The 15,634-nt window shown below is 57.0% G+C and carries 13 protein-coding genes; 4 read left to right on the top strand and 9 right to left on the bottom strand.

Annotated features, from left to right (window positions below; all coding sequences use genetic code 11):
• Positions 1 to 16: 16 nt before the first annotated feature.
• Together TH4_RS06390 and TH4_RS06385 are read right to left on the bottom strand one after the other, a co-directional pair.
• Positions 17 to 1,399 carry an HlyD family type I secretion periplasmic adaptor subunit gene (locus TH4_RS06390; RefSeq protein ID WP_064780351.1) on the bottom strand — a complete coding sequence of 461 codons (1,383 nt, stop codon included), beginning with the start codon at positions 1,397 to 1,399 and terminating at the stop codon, positions 17 to 19.
• Positions 1,396 to 3,210 (bottom strand): type I secretion system permease/ATPase, encoded by a 1,815-nt coding sequence (locus TH4_RS06385; RefSeq protein WP_064780350.1) that lies wholly within the window; start codon positions 3,208 to 3,210, stop codon positions 1,396 to 1,398. Before TH4_RS06385 ends, TH4_RS06390 begins: the two co-directional genes overlap by 4 nt.
• A 328-nt stretch (positions 3,211 to 3,538) precedes the next feature.
• Between TH4_RS06385 and TH4_RS06380 the strand changes: the two genes are divergently transcribed.
• A complete protein-coding gene (locus TH4_RS06380) occupies positions 3,539 to 4,039 on the top strand; it encodes a MarR family winged helix-turn-helix transcriptional regulator (protein ID WP_008888987.1) in 501 nt (166 codons plus the stop codon).
• Positions 4,036 to 5,241 (top strand): glycosyltransferase, encoded by a 1,206-nt coding sequence (locus TH4_RS06375; RefSeq protein WP_064780349.1) that lies wholly within the window; start codon positions 4,036 to 4,038, stop codon positions 5,239 to 5,241. The genes TH4_RS06380 and TH4_RS06375 overlap by 4 nt, the downstream gene beginning before the upstream one ends.
• A gap of 117 nt (positions 5,242 to 5,358) precedes the next feature.
• On the opposite strand, the gene TH4_RS06370 is transcribed toward TH4_RS06375, so the two are convergent.
• The 7 genes from TH4_RS06370 to TH4_RS06340 all read right to left on the bottom strand — a co-directional run bounded on the left by TH4_RS06370 (position 5,359) and on the right by TH4_RS06340 (position 13,619).
• Positions 5,359 to 6,750, bottom strand: a complete 1,392-nt coding sequence (locus tag TH4_RS06370) for an amidase family protein (RefSeq protein WP_064780348.1) — start codon at positions 6,748 to 6,750, stop codon at positions 5,359 to 5,361.
• A 26-nt stretch (positions 6,751 to 6,776) separates the two neighbouring features.
• Positions 6,777 to 7,682: a 2-hydroxyacid dehydrogenase gene (locus TH4_RS06365; RefSeq protein WP_064780347.1), complete on the bottom strand. Its 906-nt coding sequence runs from the start codon at positions 7,680 to 7,682 to the stop codon at positions 6,777 to 6,779.
• The gene (locus TH4_RS06360) at positions 7,679 to 9,298 is read right to left on the bottom strand and encodes an ABC transporter ATP-binding protein (protein WP_064780346.1); all 1,620 of its coding nucleotides are present in this window, start codon (positions 9,296 to 9,298) and stop codon (positions 7,679 to 7,681) included. Before TH4_RS06360 ends, TH4_RS06365 begins: the two co-directional genes overlap by 4 nt.
• Positions 9,295 to 10,128 carry an ABC transporter permease gene (locus TH4_RS06355; protein ID WP_083996993.1) on the bottom strand — a complete coding sequence of 278 codons (834 nt, stop codon included), beginning with the start codon at positions 10,126 to 10,128 and terminating at the stop codon, positions 9,295 to 9,297. Before TH4_RS06355 ends, TH4_RS06360 begins: the two co-directional genes overlap by 4 nt.
• Position 10,129: 1 nt before the next feature.
• The gene (locus TH4_RS06350; RefSeq protein WP_008888981.1) at positions 10,130 to 11,107 is read right to left on the bottom strand and encodes an ABC transporter permease; all 978 of its coding nucleotides are present in this window, start codon (positions 11,105 to 11,107) and stop codon (positions 10,130 to 10,132) included.
• 93 nt (positions 11,108 to 11,200) lie between these two features.
• The gene (locus tag TH4_RS06345; protein ID WP_245227765.1) at positions 11,201 to 12,733 is read right to left on the bottom strand and encodes an ABC transporter substrate-binding protein; all 1,533 of its coding nucleotides are present in this window, start codon (positions 12,731 to 12,733) and stop codon (positions 11,201 to 11,203) included.
• A 115-nt stretch (positions 12,734 to 12,848) separates the two neighbouring features.
• The gene (locus TH4_RS06340) at positions 12,849 to 13,619 is read right to left on the bottom strand and encodes a class II aldolase/adducin family protein (protein WP_063085955.1); all 771 of its coding nucleotides are present in this window, start codon (positions 13,617 to 13,619) and stop codon (positions 12,849 to 12,851) included.
• 188 nt (positions 13,620 to 13,807) lie between these two features.
• On the opposite strand from TH4_RS06340, the gene TH4_RS06335 reads away from it, so the two are divergent.
• Together TH4_RS06335 and TH4_RS06330 are read left to right on the top strand one after the other, a co-directional pair.
• Positions 13,808 to 14,512, top strand: a complete 705-nt coding sequence (locus tag TH4_RS06335; RefSeq protein WP_063085958.1) for a GntR family transcriptional regulator — start codon at positions 13,808 to 13,810, stop codon at positions 14,510 to 14,512.
• Entirely contained in the window at positions 14,509 to 15,555 is a 1,047-nt protein-coding gene (locus tag TH4_RS06330) for a histone deacetylase family protein (RefSeq protein WP_064780344.1), read from the top strand. The genes TH4_RS06335 and TH4_RS06330 overlap by 4 nt, the downstream gene beginning before the upstream one ends.
• Positions 15,556 to 15,634: the final 79 nt, after the last annotated feature.

The raw sequence follows: 15,634 nt of genomic DNA, 5'->3' as shown, positions 1-15,634 counted from the left end.
ACTTCGTGGGGGAGGATTACTCTTCGCGGAAGGCCTTTTCCATGCTTTGGGTGATAGGATCGATCAGGTAATCGATGGCCTTGCGCGGGGTTTTCAAAACCAGAATGTTGGCTGGCATGCCCGGACGCAGATTGATGTCATCATGTTTTGCCAGTTCGGCCGGATCAATCGCTGCGCGCACGATGTAGTAAGACGCATCGCGCTGTTCATCGACGGTTTGGTCAGCCGCAACATAGCTTACCTCGCCATTCAGGGGGGCCAGTCGACGCTGACTATAGGCGGTCAGGCGAATTTGCGCCTTTGATCCGACCTGGACCGAGTCGATATCCTGTCGGTTGATCCGTGCTTCGATCACCAGTGGTTCGTCTTCGGGGATGATATCCATGATCGGCTCGGCCGGACTGATCACACCGCCGGGGGTTCTGATCTGGATATTGGCAACCGTTCCGGCCTGGGGTGCACGCACTTCGAGACGATCAAGTACGTCCTGACTTGCGCGGATGCGTTGGGTGACATCATTGAGCGCAAGCTGGGCTTCCTGAATTTCAGTTGCGATATCGCTTTGCCATTCCATTTCGATCGAGGCGAGATTGATCTCGGCTTCGGCCTTTTGCTGTTGGGCGGCGGCACGCTGGGCTTTGAATTCGCCCATATCACCGACCAGATCCGACCAGTTATTTTCAATCTCGACCAGTTGGGTGCGGGTGGCAAAGCCCTTTTCGGCCAGTTGGCGAATCCCGGCAAGCTGTTCGGCGACGAGCTTTTCCTGACGTGTGCGGGCCTTGATCTGTGAGACCAGTGCCTCGGCTTCGGCCTCGAACTGTTCGATCTGTTTGGCCTGGGCATCACGTTTGGCGGCATAGACTTCCTTGCGCTTGGCAAACAGGCGCTTTTCATCGCTGAGGATATCGGCGACATAGGCCTCGTCACTGGCGAGAAGTTCCTGCGGGAAGGTGATGTTTTCCTGACCGCGCTGTTCGGCGCGCAATCGGGCAAGCTTGGCCATCAGGCCAAACCGTTCGCCGCGCAACTGACCGAGCTCCGACTCGCTGCGTGTGCCATCAAGAAGGGCAAGGGTCTGGCCCGCGGTGACTTTTTCGCCTTCCTCGACCAGAAGCTGTTTGAGGATGCCGCCCTCATAGTGATTAACGACTTTCTTTTTGGAATCGACAATCACCGAGCCGGTTGCAACAGCAGCACTATCGAGTTCGGCGGTAAAGCCCCAGGTCAGGAACCCGCCAAAGCCCAAAACAATGACGAACAATCCGGCCAGGATCGGCTTGCGCAGGCTTTGGCGCGATGCTTCGCGTTCTTCCGAGAGGATCTGGTGCCAGGCGACTTGCGGTTCCTCGGCCGTGAGTGCCGCGCCGCCGCCTTCGAGATTAATGACACGGGTCATGCCGCACCTCCGTTTTCATGTTTACGCTTTACCGGGGGCAGACTTTTGATGTCGTCGCTTTCATTGGACAGATTGCGAATCACGTCTGTTCGTTCGCCGAACTGTTTGACCCGCCCGTCCTGCATCACCAAAAGCTTGTTGGCATATTGCATGATGCTTTGACGGTGCGCGATCAGCACCACCATTGCACCGGAATCAGCGGCCTGGCGGACAGCACGGATCAGGGACGCTTCGCCCTCGGCATCAAGATTGGCATTGGGTTCATCAAGCACCAGCAGACGCGGCCAGCCATAAAGCGCGCGCGCCAATGCAATGCGCTGTTGCTGCCCACCAGACAGGGTATGTCGGCCGGCACCAATCGGCGTGTCATAGCCCAGCGGCAATCGACCGATCATTTCATGCACGCCGGCTGCACGGGCAGCCTCGATCACCTTGCGCGGGCTTGCGTCGCGCATGCGGCTGATATTTTCGCGGATGGTGCCGTTCAGAAGCGATACCGATTGCGGCAGATAGCCAACCATGTCGCCAAATGATCCGCGCTCCCACAGATAGGCATTGTGGCCGTCAAGATAGACACCGCCTGTCGCAGGCTTTGCCGTGCCAACCAGCAATCTTGAAAGGGTTGATTTACCGGCGGCAGAAGGCCCGACGACACCCAATATATCGCCCGGCGACAGTTCGAAACTGATCCCGCGCAACACCGGCACATTTGATCCCGGTACGGCATAGACCAGATTATCGACAACCAGCGGGCCTTCGGAACGCGGGGTTGGTTTGATTTCGCGTTCGGACTGGCTTTCTTCGAGCATCAATCGAATGCGTTTCCACGATGAAAACGCCCCGACCCATGCCCGCCAGTCGCGGGTGACATTATCAAACGGCAGCAACAGCCGCCCCATGATCACGGTCCCGCCGATCATGGCACCCGGCGTGGTTTCGCCCTGAATGACAAGGTAAGCGCCCATGGCCAGAACAATGATCTGCATGCCGAACCGGGCTGAACGGGTGATGGAATACATGCCCTTGCTGCGCACATTGCCGACATCAAGCAATTCGCTGGCGTGGATTTGTGCCTGGCGCCAGCGCAGGGCGAGGGCTGGCATCATGCCCATTGCCTCGATCACTTCGGCGTTTGAAACCGTCGATCCGATATCGCCGATATTGCGCAGATTGGCGTCGGTTCCTTCCTTGGTGACCTGACGGACCATCACATCACCGAGCAGGCTTAGCCCGATCAGCGTCAGAACCGCCACCAGCCCGGCAATTCCGTAATAGGGATGCAGGGCAAACATCACGAAAAGGAAAATCGGCGACCAGATCGCTTCCAGCGGGGCGGCGATGGTGGTGCCGGTGATGAAGTTGCGCAGATCAGAAAGGTCGCGCAGGACCTGGGTGCCGTGCAGCGATCCTTTTTCAAGCGCCACACGCATGGCCGCCGAAATTGCCGGCAGGTTCAACCGGCGCAAAAGCGACTTTGCCATTTCCTGAAAGACAAGCGCGCGCACGAAATCAAGGATGCCATACAAAATGATCGCACCGACCGCGATCACCAGAAGCAACAGCAGGGTATCGGTGCTTTGACTGTTGATCACGCGGTCATGCACCTGAAGCATGAACAGCGGCACGGTAAGTTGAAGGATATTGATGAAGCCGCTCATGACACCGGCCCATCCAAGCCCGCGCACGAACGTAAAGCGGGCCTCGCGAATGACCGATCTTGCATCAAGTTCGGGCCGGGCTTCCTTCGAATTCGCGGGCGAATTCACAGGCGAATCCACCGGTTTTGCCAGCTTTTTGCGGCGAAATTGCATCGAAAATCATCCAATTAAGCAAAAGTCATAGTTTTTCCGCAATCTAATCACATAGTTGCGATGACAGGATGATCTACAATAAAATTAAATATGTCGATCTCATGTTGATGATTAGACAATGTAAAAACATTAACAATGGAAGTAATTCAAAAATAAAAACACTTTCGAATTACTTCCGAACAACGAGCAAACCTGCGGGAAGAAAGAGGCGTTCGGAAAAATTGTTCAAGAACAACGTCTTGTTATCTTCCCCAATACGAAATTTGTGTCAGGGCAATCGCGCCTTGGCATCAACTCTCGCTTGGGACCAGATAACGGATCGAAACTCATGACCGTCACTCATCTTGAACTGGCAAATACCGTCGAGCGGATCTATCGGCGGTTTGCGGATTTGTTACGGGTAGATCTCATTCGACTCGGAAAGGATGACATCAGCCCGGCGCAAGTGGCGCTGCTTTTTACCATTGGCGAAGATGAACTCTCGGTGCGCGATCTTCTTGATCGCGGCCATTATATGGGTTCAAACGCGTCTTATAATCTTAAACAGCTCGCGGAATCGGGCTATGTCGAACGTCAGGTCATGGCACGGGACAGGCGTTCTGCCCGTTTGAAATTGACCAAAAAGGGCCATGAACTCTGTCAGGCATTGCATGAATTCCACGAAGAATATCACGACGCCCTGACCAACAATCTTGAAGACCAGCAGGAGATGGAAACAGCGCTGCGTACGTTGCGCAGACTGGAAGAATTCTGGACACAGACCCTCAGATACGGGGGTGTTCCCATTAATGGGTCCGTCGCCGTGCAGGAGGCACGAAACAGACGATGAAAATTGTCCTCGTTCATCGTCATGGACCGGGACAGTTTGTACATCTTGCCTGCCATCTGGCCGATGCCGGATGGCAGGTTTCCTTCCTGTGCGAAGCAATGAATGTGCGCCTGCCCGGTATCCGGACACTCCGCCAGCCTGTCACAGCCCCACCGCCGGCCATACCGTTTGCGCAATATCATCAGGATGTGGGACTTAAGGCCGCCAGAACCCTTGAAAGCCATGTGCGCGAAGAAGGCGCACCAGACGTTGTTTACGGCCATATCGGTTGGGGCAGCATGATGTTCGCCCGCGACGTTTTGCCCAAAACACCGCTGATCGGTTATTGCGAACATTATTATCACGCCACCGGGCGCGACGTTGGCTTTGATCCGGATGATGACATCACGCTGGCGAAACGTGCCCAGCTTCGCGTGCGCAATGCCGCCCAACTGACGACACTTGATCAGCTTGATGCCGCGATCAGCCCGACCAAATGGCAGAAATCGGCGTTTCCGGCGGCCTATCACCACAAGATCGGCGTCTGCCATGACGGGATTGATACCCACCGTTGCCAGCCAAATCCAAACGCCAGCCTGACCTTGCCCGATGGGCGGGTCCTTACCGCGCGTGATCAGGTGATTACCTATGTCGCGCGCGATCTTGAACCCTATCGCGGGTTTCCGACCTTTATGCGTGCGGCCGCAAAACTGGCCCAACAAAACCCGGATGCGCAGTTCGTGATCGCCGGGGGTGATGGCGTCAGTTACGGACAGGCGCGCAAGGACGGGCGGACTTGGCGTGACGTGATGATGGCAGAAACGCAGATTGATCCGTCACGCATCCACTTTCTGGGCCAGATCCGCCATGACCAACTGATCCGGATGTACCAGATCAGTTCGTTGCATATTTACCTGACATATCCGTTTGTTTTGTCGTGGTCAGTACTGGAAGCGATGGCGTGCGGGGCGCGTGTGATCGCCTCGGACACCGGGCCGTGCCATGACATGATCCGCGATCGGCAGAACGGATTTCTGACCGATTTCTGGGACAGTGATGCGCTGGCGATGAAGATGGCGTTCTGCCTTGCCCATCGTGACGACCTGACACCCCTTCGTGAACGGGCCCGCAAGACAATCCTTAATCACTTTGACCTTCGACGGTGTCTGGATCGGCAAACGACCCTGATCGAGAATCTGGCGTCTGGCGGAAAAAGCCGATGACGGCATCACATGCCAAAAGCAAAGCCAAAGATGAAACTTACGCCACCTTTGGCTTTTGCATATTCGCTTCAAGCTAAATTAGATAATTACTTAAACAGCACATCAAACGAACAGTAATCACATCGTCATCTGCGGCAGACCAAAGCCCTGTTCAAGCACCTCGCCACCTGTCAGGCAGATGTCTTCGCGCCAGGGAGCGGCGACAAGCTGAACACCCGACGGGACATTGTTTTCGACACCTGAGCAGATCGAGATCGCCGGAAGGCCCAGCAACGGAATGGCGATTTGCGGCAACTGCGCATTCCACAGGCGGGTCAGGGTCGCGGGACCTTCAAGGTCCTCGTCCTTGCGGAACGGCAGTTCGGCCGAAACCGGCATCAGGACAACCGGATAATCTTCAAGGAACGCGCGCCAGTCGCGGATCAGGGCCGAGCGGCGCAGGAAAAGCTTACTAAACGTGTCCTTATCAATCGCGGCGGCGCGATCAGCATAGTGTTCGAGCAGGGCAATTGCGCCCGGATCGTCTTCGGCCCGGGCGGCTTTCAGTTTGGCCTCGTGATCATCCGAAAGCCAAAGGTCAATCTGAAGATCGACGGCCTCGCGAATTTCGGGGATTTCCGGGGTTTCGACTGTCCAGCCTGCGGTGCGGAAAATCTCGGCGGCACGTTCGAGATCGGCCAGGATGCGCGGATCGGTATCAATCCCGCCGGGATGGGTGACAAGGGCGACACGCTTGGCAAAATCGGGGCCGCGAAGCGGCATCGGCACACTCCAGGGATCATCGGGGGAATAGCCCGCCATGCCTTCAAGCCCGAGCCTGAGATCATCAACCCTACGTGCCAGCGGTCCTGATACCGCCATCAATTGCGCGCCAATCGGACGATCACCGCCGGTCTGGTTGAACATCGGAATGCGTCCATGGGTCGGGCGCAATCCCTGAATGCCGCAGGCATAGGCCGGGTAGCGCACCGAGCCCGCGATATCCGTGCCATGGCCGATATGCCCCAATCCGGCCGATGTGGCCGCACCCGCACCGCCGGAGGATCCACCCGGTGTCAGGGCCGGGTTATGGGGATTAAGCGTCGTGCCATGCACCTTGTTGGAGGTAAACCAGCGATAGGAAAAGGCCGGTGTGTTGGTGCGGCCAATCACAATCGCGCCCTTGCGGCGCATGTTGCGTAAAAACGGGCTGTCTTGGGTTGCGATCAGATCGGCGGCCAAGGTCGTGCCATTGGTTGTGGCGTATCCCGCCTGATCGGAGATGACCTTGATCGTGACCGGGACGCCCGCCAATGGACCAACCGCGTCCCCAGCCTCGATGCGGGCATCAAGCAGCTCTGCCTCTTGCATGGCGTCATCTGCGCAATCCTGAACGATGGCGTTGATGGCCGGGTTGACCCGCGCCACACGATCAAGGGTCTCGCGAATGACCGTGGTGGCGCGCATTTCCCGGCTTTTGATGCGGCGGGCCAATTCGCGGGCAGACAGGGAATTCGGATCGCTGGTCATGTGGGGCGCTACCTTATGGGTTTGGGTTAAGCTGTCATCGGCTCGGACTGAAGCTGGTTCCGGCGGATGGACAGAACGGTCGCCTTTGGTTCGCAAATACTGGCGACATGCGGGGTGACGAAAACCTTGGGATGGTGCCAAAGCGGATGTCCGGCCGGCAGAGGTTCGGTTTCAAACACATCGAGCGACGCACCCGACAAATGCCCACGATCAAGGGCATCAACAAGGGCGGTTTCATCGACCTGCCCGCCCCGGCCCAGATGGATCAGGGCGGCACCCTTTGGCAGTTTTGCGAGATTTTCTGCGCCCAAAAGTCCCTTGGTCTGATCAGTGAGCGGCAGCACATTGATCAGAATGTCGCTTTGGGCCAGAAAGTCTTCAAACGCGCCATCGATATAATGCGTTACCCCGTCTTCGGGTGGCTTTGGCGCGGATCGGGAATAGCTTGCGACCGGGTAGCCCAAGGCCACCAATGCCCTTGCCACCGCGCGCCCCATCAGACCAAAGCCCAGAACACCAATGCGCCGTGCACGGGGTGATAACCCGGTCAGTTGGCGTTCCCAGTGCGCGATTTTCTGATTGGCAAGAAGATTGCCCATATTGCGATGGTGCCAAAGCACATGGAAGGTGGCGAAACCGGCCATTTGCAGGGCCTGATCCGGATCTTCTACCCGATGGATCGGCACACCCGGCGGCAAGGACGGGCATGCCATGATGGCATCAATGCCGGCCCCCACCGAATAGATCGCGCGCAAATTCGGGTAGCGCGTAAAGGCGTCCGGTGCCGGGACAAAGGTGACCATGAAACTGACGTCTTCGGGCCGGTCGATCTCGCCGGGCAGGCGCAGGTCCAGTTCGGGTGCCAGGGCATCGAAATGCGGGCCGTAAATGCCCCGTAAATCGACTTTGCTACAAGACAGAACGCCAATCATGCTGGCACTTCTTCGGTTTGGGCCCAGTCCGCACCGGGCACGGCGGCGAGAAGTTGACGGGTATATTCCTGTTTGGGTGACAGGAAGATTTCATCAACCCGACCAATTTCAACCAGTTTGCCCTTTTGCATCACCGCAATGCGATCGCACAGCTGTGCGGCAACCCGCAAATCATGGGTGATGAACAGGATCGACAAAGACAGGCGTTCGCGCAAATCGCGCAACAGATCCAGCACCTGTGCCTGGATCGACACATCAAGTGCAGACACAGCTTCATCGGCAATGATCAGTTCGGGTTCCATTGCAAGTGCGCGGGCAATCCCGATGCGTTGACGTTGCCCACCGGAAAATTCGTGCGGATAGCGCATGGCGGCATCAGGGCCCAGACCAACGATTTCGAGCAGTTCCTTTGCCTTGGCCTGGGCCTTTTCCTTGGGAACGCCGCGATTGATCGGGCCATCTGTCAGGGCGCTCATGATCCGTTGGCGCGGATTAAGCGACGCATAGGGATCCTGAAAAACCATCTGCACCTTGTTGCGCTGACGACGGAGTTCTTCCTCTGTCAGTGCGGCAAGATCAACACCACCAACCATGACGTGGCCGCCATCGGGTGTCACCAGCCGAACTGCTGTTCGGCCCAATGTCGACTTGCCCGAACCGGACTCGCCCACCAGACCAAGCACCTCGCCGCGCGAAACGGTCAGCGAGACATCATCGACCGCATGAACTTCACGTACGGGCTTGAACAATCCACCGCCCGTCCGGAAAGTTTTTCGTAGGTTTTTAATTTCAAGCGCAGGGGTGTCGCTTAACTCGCGCGCCTCCGGAAGTTTTCCGGTTGGAATGGCATCGAGCAGACGTTTGGTGTAGTCGTGCTGCGGATTATCAAGAACCGATGCTGCATCACCGCGTTCGACGACCTTGCCTTCGCGCATGACAATCACCTGATCGGCGATTTCGGCAACCACCCCAAAATCATGGGTGATGAACATCACCGCCATGCCACGCTTTTTGCGCAGATCGAGAATAAGTTTCAGGATCTGTGCCTGGGTGGTGACATCAAGGGCGGTTGTCGGCTCATCGGCGATCAGGAGTTTGGGCTCCAACGCCAATGCCATGGCAATCATCGCGCGCTGGCGTTGACCACCGGAAAGCTGGAACGGATAGGCGCGGATGATTTTTTCCGGATCGGGAAGCCCGACTTCGCGGACAAGGTCCAATGCGCGTTTGCGGCGTTCGGACTGGGTATAAAGGCCGTGTGCGGCGAACACCTCGGAAATCTGATCACCGATACGCATCAACGGGTTGAGTGCGGTCATCGGTTCCTGAAAGATCATGGCGATCTGGGCGCCGCGCAGGGCCTGCTTTTCAACTTCCGGCAGGCGCAAGACATCGCGGGCTTCGAACATGGCCCGGCCTGATTTGACCTCTACCCCCTGGGGCAGAAGCCCCATCAGGGCATTGGCCGTCATTGACTTGCCAGAGCCGGATTCACCCACCACGCAAAGGATCTGTCCCTTGTCGATGTCGAAGCTGACATTTTCGACCGCGAAGGGGCGGTCTGCACCCTCAGGCAGGCCGATTGTCAGCCGTTCAATTGTCAGTGTCGCACTCATGCTTTGCCCTTTCGCGACAGATGCGGATTGAAGGCATCATTGAGCCCCTCACCGATCAGGTTGAGCGCCAAAACGGTGATCACGATGGCAATGCCGGGGAAGAAGCTGAGCCACCAGCTGGTGCGGATGACGGTGCGGGCAGCGCCAATCATATAGCCCCATGACATCGAATTGGGATCACCAAGCCCCAGGAACGAGAGCGAGCTTTCAAGCAGGATCGCGGTGGCGACCATCAGCGACGCCATGACAATGATCGGGGATACCGTGTTTGGCAGCACCTGCTGGATCAGGATGCGCGGTTTTGAAAGACCGGCCAGACGGGCCGCATCAACGAATTCACGCGTGCGCACCGACATGACCTCGGCGCGGACAAGACGGGCGACGGGCGGCCAACTGACGATGGCAATCGCAATGGTGATGGAGGTCAAGGTCGGTTCAAAAATCGCCACCAGCACGATGGCCAGCGCGAAGTTCGGGATGGTCTGGAAAAACTCGGTGAAGCGCATCGCGCCTTCATCGACATAACCGCCATAGAACCCGGCCAACGCGCCCAACGGCACACCGATCAGCAAGGCAACCACGGTCGAAACCAGCCCGACCAGAAGGGAAACCCGCGCGCCATAGGCCAGCTGTGCGGCAACGTTGCGGCCCAGCGTATCCGTACCCAGGGGCAAACCATCAACGGCAAAAGGTGCGAGGAACGGACGTTGAACCATTTGCCAAGGCCCATCAGAGAAGATCAAGGGGGCGATCATGGCGATGACGATCACGGAGAGCAGCAAGACGACACCGATCATGGCGCCCATATTGCTTCTGAAACGTTTCCACATGTCAGCTACGGGCTCCGATACGGGGATCGACAATGCGATAAACAATGTCGGTCACGATGTTGAACAAAATGACCATGGCAGCCGAGACAAGGAACACGCCCAAAATCGTGTTGTAGTCACGTGCAGCCAAGCTTTCGAACATCAGGCGTCCAATACCCGGCCAGGCAAAGACCGTTTCGGTCAGAACCGCCCCGCCGACAAGTTGACCCGCCTGCAACCCGGCCAGGGTCACCACCGGCAAGATGGCGTTGCGCAGAATGTGACGGCGGCGGATGACCGCATCCGACAGGCCCTTGGCCTTGGCGGTTTTGACGAAATCAAGCTGCGAGACTTCAAGCATGGATGCACGCGCCATGCGCATATAGACCGCGGTAAAGAACAGCCCCAGTGTCAGCGCCGGCAGGATCAGGTGGCTGCCAATATCAAGGACGCGTTCCAGACCGGTATAGTTCGCCCCGACAGTTTCATAGCCAAAGCCCGGCAGCCATCCAAACCATACGGAAAAGACCAGAACCGCCATAAGGGCCAGCCAATATAGCGGGGTCGCGTAGAATAAAAGCGCCATCGTGGTCAGGACTGTGTCAGACGGTTTGCCAACGCGTGCGGCGGCGGCAACCCCAAAGGCAATGCCCAAAACCAGCGAGACGACAAAGGCCGTTAATGTCAGCAGCAAGGTTGCCGGCAACCGATCGGCAATGAGTTCGGCCACAGGCGCGCCCTGGCGGAAGGAATAGCCAAGATCAAGTTGCACAATACCGGCGACATATTTGCCAAGCTGGACATAAAGCGGTTGATCGAGGCCAAAGCGTTCGCGCAGCTGTTCGATCATCTGCTCGTCAGCGGCACCGGCTTCACCGGCCAGCACGACAGCCGGGTCGCCCGGCGCGGCATGGATGAGGAAAAAGTTCAGAATCGCAATGGCCAACAAGGTCAAAATAGCCTTGGATAGCCGCGACACCACGACAGCGAATATGGTCATAGGTCCCCGTAGCATCCCGTATTTGAAATCCCGCCTGAACGCGGGCAATCAGGAAAAGAAGGGGGCAGACCGGCAATCGGTCCGCCCGCAATGTTACTTCTTGATCCAGGCGTTACGTGGACCGTCATTGATACCGATGGCCGTGGTCACCAGATCGTTGACGTTGCAACGGTAGATCGTCGGGAAGGTCAGTTCCTGCATCCAGGCGACCGGAACGTCATCGACGATTTCCTTCTGGATTTCGGCATAGGCTGCTTCGCGTTCTTCGGGTGTTACCATCGTCGCAGCAGCGGCCCATTTTTCATCGAGTGCCAGGTTTTCATAGCCTTCGACGTTGTTCCACGGGCTACCTTTTTTGATGCGATCGGCGGTATAGTTGCGCGAAACACCAAGGGCCGGATCACCGTACTGATAGAGATAGGTGAAGGCCATGTCGTAATCCCACTGGGAGGTTTTTTCGTTCCACCCAGCGACATCAGAGCTGTCGATTTCGGCATTGATGCCAACTTCGCTGAGATTCTGACGGACGGCCTCGGCCCAGCGTTGCCAGGTTTCACCATATGGCAGCGGCAGGATGCGGACAGGTTCGCCGTCATAGCCCATCTCGGCCAGAAGTTCCTTGGCCTTGTCCGGGTTGTGATCATAAATGGTCACGTCATCGGAATAGAAATTGGTGCTCGACGCAATCGGACCGGTCGCAACTTTACCAAAGCCGTTCCAAACCACGTCGCGCATGAATTCACGATCCATGGCGTACATGACAGCCTGACGGAACTTCTCGTTGGCGGTCGGACCTTCGCGGTTGTTAAGCCACATCCATGCCAGCGGTGCGAGGAATTCCCAGCCCTTTTCGGTGACACAAACACCATCCATTTCGGCCAGACGCGGGATATCCCAGTTTTCAACCGAACCGCCCGGCAGAACATCAACCTCGCCGGTTTCAAACGCCACCGCACGGGCCGCAGCATCCGGGATCACACGGTAAAAGACTTCGTCCAGATACGGCAGGCCATCAACATAGTAGTCCTCGTTCTTAACAAGGTGGATGTGGCTGCCCTTGACCCATTCCTTGAACTTGAACGGACCGGTGCCAATCGGGGTGGCGTTCGCCGGGTTGTTGGCAAAGTCGGTGCCTTCATAGATGTGCTTGGGCACGATCGGCATGGTGCCGTTTTCAAAGGCGTTGATAAACGGACCAAACGGTTCTTTCAGTTTGAAGACAACCGTCATCGGATCCGGGGCGGTGATGCTTTTGACATAGGCCAGCGACGCACGCAGACGCGCATGGGTTTCACGCAGGAAAACATCGGCGGAAAAGACAACGTCATCGGCGGTGAAATCTTCGCCGTCATGCCATTTGACACCTTCATTAAGCTTGAAGGTGTAGGTCAGACCGTCGTCGGAGATTTCCCAGCTTTTGGCAAGGCTCGGCATCGGGGTCAGGTCGCTGTCATAGCGCAGCAGGCTTTCATAGATATCGCCTGCAACCAGCTGGGTCGGGCCATTCTGCACGAGGCCCAGCATCAGTCCCGGTGGTTCGGGCTGAACAACGATATCAAGCCGACCGCCAGCTTCCTGTGCCGCCACTGGCGAGGCCAGGGCGGCGGCGATGAGAAAAGTAGTCACCTTTAAATATTTCATAGCATTCCCTGATTGTGTTTTGCATTTAGGTTCTTGTTTTTATTGGTGTTACGCACGTTTTGTTTAACCGAAGGCCACAGGCGTGACCCAGATGCACAGGTTACCCGAGGTAACCCGGGGCGCTGGCATCAAGCCGGCGCAGTTGGGCGGCCCATTCCGGGTCTGGTTTGCCCTTTTGTTCATAAGAATCGTACATCGACTGGTATTGGGATGCGGTGTGCTCGGCAACGTCATGGCCCAGCACAACCGGCGTCAGGCCCATTCCCAGCGCTGCAACTTGCGCCTTGCAGGACCGTTCAAGGTTCAAGGCCAGCTTGACCGCCTCGGCCACCGAGCGACCCAAAAGCAACGTGCCGTGATTGCGCAGCAACATCACCGATTTGTCGCCGAGATCGGCAACGATGCGGGCGCGTTCCTCAAGATTAAGCGCAATGCCTTCGTAGTCGTGGAAGGCAATCCGGTCGTAAAACTGTGCCGACCACTGATTGAGCGGCAGCAATCCTTCCTGATTTGATGACACCGCCACACCCGCCACCGTGTGGGTATGGAGCACACAAACCGCATCGTGACGCGCCATATGAACCGCCGAATGGATGGTAAAACCTGCGGCATTCACCCCCGCACCATAGGGGTCGTCAATCACGGCACCGGTTTCATCGACGGTTACCAGATTGGCCGCAGTGACTTCGTCAAACCGCAGGCCGAACGGATTAAGCAGAAAGCGTTGCTCACCCCCGGGTCCGGATGGGAGCCGTGCGGAAATATGGGTGTAGATGCCGTCATCCATGCCCTCGAGCGCGATCAACCGATAGGCCGCAGCCAGATCGCGGCGGATTTCGGATATCGATTGATCACTCATAGCATCGCGCATTAATGCCGCCCTTTCGTTATGTCGCTTTTTTGATTGCTTCAAGGCTGCGGGATGATCCCGGCGCAGTCAAGTAAATTGTCGACAATCTACAATTCGTTGCCTAGACTGACCGGAGTCATGCATCTTTCTTTGGCGTCTGTTGCGGGCTTAATTCAAAGAATTCAAATCCACCTTCTGCGGGCTTACATATGACACAGACACAGCCGTCCTCCGGCTTCCAACAGATTGATCGTGAAGGGCTCGTGCAGCGGGTTGCCAAGTTGTTGAGCAAAGCAATCGTCAGCGGAAAGCTTGCACCGGGTGCGCGGTTATCCGAATCGGTCGTCGCCCGCGAACTGGGGGTCAGCCGGGCACCGGTCCGTGAAGCGGCAAGGTTGCTTGAAAGTTCGGGACTGGTGAGGTCCGAGCCGAACCGGGGATTTTTCGTGCGTCAGGTTTCGATAAAGGCGCTCAATGATCTGTATGAGTTGCGACTGGCGATTGAGACGGCCGTGGTCGAACGTCTGGTGCAGAACTGGAACGACGAGATCGAGGAAGCCCTGAGCGCACAGGTGGCCGAACTTCACCGGGTTGCCACCGAAGAGGCCGATATTTTCACCCAAGTCGAAGCCGACATGCAGTTTCACCGGCTGATGTGTACTGGCAGTGACAACCCGAAATTCCTGCAGGTGTTCGAACAGGTCGCCATAGAAACCGAGTTCAGCATCATGCTGATCGGGCAGCTGTATGACGATCCGACCCGCATTGCAGAAACCCACGAACCGATTCTTGAAGCCCTGCGGGCACGTGATGCCACCAAGGCCGTTTCGGCCATCCGCTACCACATTTCGGAGGCGCAACGCATCGTGATCGATCAGTTCCGCCTTCTGGAAGAAGGCAAAACGTCGACATGAAATGCTTCTATGCCCCCGAAACCGAAACACATGATCCGATCTTTCGCCTGACCTATGGCAAGATCCAGCGCAATGCCGAACAGGCCGAACGCGCCAAGCTTTTGCTGGCTGGTCTTGATGCGCTTTCCCTGTCGGTAACCGAACCCGGACGCACCCCGATGGCAGCCCTTGAGACCGTTCATACCAAGCGGTTTTTAAAGTTCCTCGAAACCGCCTGGGATGAATGGCAAAAACAGCCCGATGCTGGCCCGGAAGTCGTCCCCAACGTCTTTCCGCGTGCCGCAACATCATCCTATCCGCACACCATTCTGGCCAAAGCGGGCTGGCATATGGGCGATACATCTGCGCCGATTGGCCAGCATAGCTGGCAGGCTGCCTTGCGCGCCGCCGATTGCGCCATTGCCGCAACCGATGCCGTGCTGGCGGGGGATGACAAGGCCTATGCGCTGTGTCGGCCGGCGGGCCATCACACCAGTGCCGAGATTGCAGCAGGCCATTGCCTTTTGAACAATGCCGCGATTGCGGCCGCACGCCTGCGCACCGCACATGATCGCGTGGCGATATTTGATATCGATGTCCATCATGGCAATGGCACGCAGGATATCTTTTATGATCGAAACGATGTCCTGACCGCCTCCATCCATGCTGACCCCACGGACTATTACCCGTTCTTTACCGGCTTTGCCTATGAGACCGGATCGGGTGATGGCGAAGGATATAACCTTAATCTGCCCCTGCCTCGCACCACCACAGATGCAGCATGGCTTGCCGCAATCGATACTGCCCTTGACCGTATTGCCGACTTCAATCCCGGTGCGCTGGTTCTCAGCCTTGGGCTTGATACCCACGAGGATGATCCGTTGCTTGGCATGAAAGTCAGTTGGGACGGACTGCGCCGTGCCGGTGAAAAAATTGCTGCGGCGGGCTATCCGACGGTTATTGTGCAAGAGGGTGGATATCTGACACCATCGCTGACCACGTCGCTGACATCTTTTCTTTCGGGTTATCTGGGCGCAAAAATACCCGCACTTGAGAGAAACTGACCCGCATCAGCCACCAATGGCGGGTTTGATCGCAACCGCATATACTGCAGAACAAAATGGCCGCCCCATATCAGGGCCT

This window comes from Thalassospira tepidiphila MCCC 1A03514 (genome assembly GCF_001662875.1).
Lineage (GTDB): Bacteria > Pseudomonadota > Alphaproteobacteria > Rhodospirillales > Thalassospiraceae > Thalassospira > Thalassospira tepidiphila.
The sequence above is the reverse complement of the archived record's forward strand: the minus strand, read 5'-3'. Positions and strand labels throughout refer to the sequence as shown.